At 76.9% G+C, this 1098-nt stretch carries 1 protein-coding gene; it reads left to right on the top strand.

Annotated features, from left to right (window positions below):
* Positions 1-44: 44 nt before the first annotated feature.
* The gene (locus tag KBX39_RS31725; protein ID WP_064445751.1) at positions 45-1034 is read left to right on the top strand and encodes a LacI family DNA-binding transcriptional regulator; all 990 of its coding nucleotides are present in this window, start codon (positions 45-47) and stop codon (positions 1032-1034) included.
* Positions 1035-1098: the final 64 nt, after the last annotated feature.

Genomic DNA, 1098 nt, shown 5'->3' with positions numbered 1-1098 from the left:
GTTATGGCTTCGCCCATCCACGCCGGAGCAGGCATGATGCGGACATGGGTACGCCGACCGCACGTCCCGCCACGCTCGACGACGTCGCCCGCGGCGCCGGGGTGTCCCGGGCCACCGCCTCCCGGGTGCTCGGCGGCTACGGGTTCGCCTCGGCGGACGCCCGCGCCCGGGTGCACGCCGCCGCCGAGCACCTCGGCTACGTGCCGGACCTCGCGGCCCGGTCGCTGGTGCGCGGAGCGGGCGTACGCCTGGTGGTGGCCGTGGTGGGCCGCGACGACACCGTGCTGGACGACCCGTACGTGCACCGGGTGGTGGGCGCGGCGTCGCGGGTGGGCGCGCCGCACGGAGTCGGGGTGGCGCTGGAGTGGCTGCCGCTGGCCGACCCGTCCGGGCTGACCCGGCTGGGCGCCGACCGGGGCGTGTGCGGGGTGATCCTGGTCAACACGACCCAGGCCGCGCTGGACGCGGTGCCGCCGAGGCTGCGCGGCCGGGTCGTCTCGATCGGTCAGGGCTCTCCGGCGGTGCCGTCGTTCGACGTCGACAACGCCGGTGGCGCGGGTGAGGTGCTGCGTCACCTGTACGCCACCGGCCGGCGCCGCGTCGTCATGGTCACCGGGCCGCGCTGGTTGAGCTGCGCAGAACGGTCGGTGACCGCGTACCGGGAGCTGATGCGGGAGTCCGGGTCGCCGGAGCGGCTGGTCACCGGCGACTTCACCGCGGCGCGGGGCGGCCGGGCGGCACTGGAGGCGCTGCGCCGGTGGCCGGACGCCGACGCGGTCTACGCGGCCAGCGACGCCACCGCGTTCGGCGTGATCGCCGCGCTGCGCGGGCGCGGCGTGCGGGTGCCGCACGACGTGGCGGTGGCCGGGTTCGACGACCTGCCGTACGCGGCGATCAGCAGCCCGCCGCTGACCACCGCGACCCATCCGGTGGACCGGATCGCCGCCGCCGCGGCCACGGCCGTGCTGACGCGCGCGCCGGTCGCCCCGAGCACCGCGTTCCCGTCGACGCTGGTGGCCCGCGAGAGCGCCTGACGGTCGATGGGTACGGCGAAGGAGGGCCACCGGTGGGCGGTGTCATGACGTGGATGTACCGGGG

Source organism: Micromonospora sp. D75 (assembly GCF_018070405.1).
Taxonomy (GTDB): domain Bacteria; phylum Actinomycetota; class Actinomycetes; order Mycobacteriales; family Micromonosporaceae; genus Micromonospora; species Micromonospora chalcea.
The sequence above is the reverse complement of the archived record's forward strand: the minus strand, read 5'-3'. Positions and strand labels throughout refer to the sequence as shown.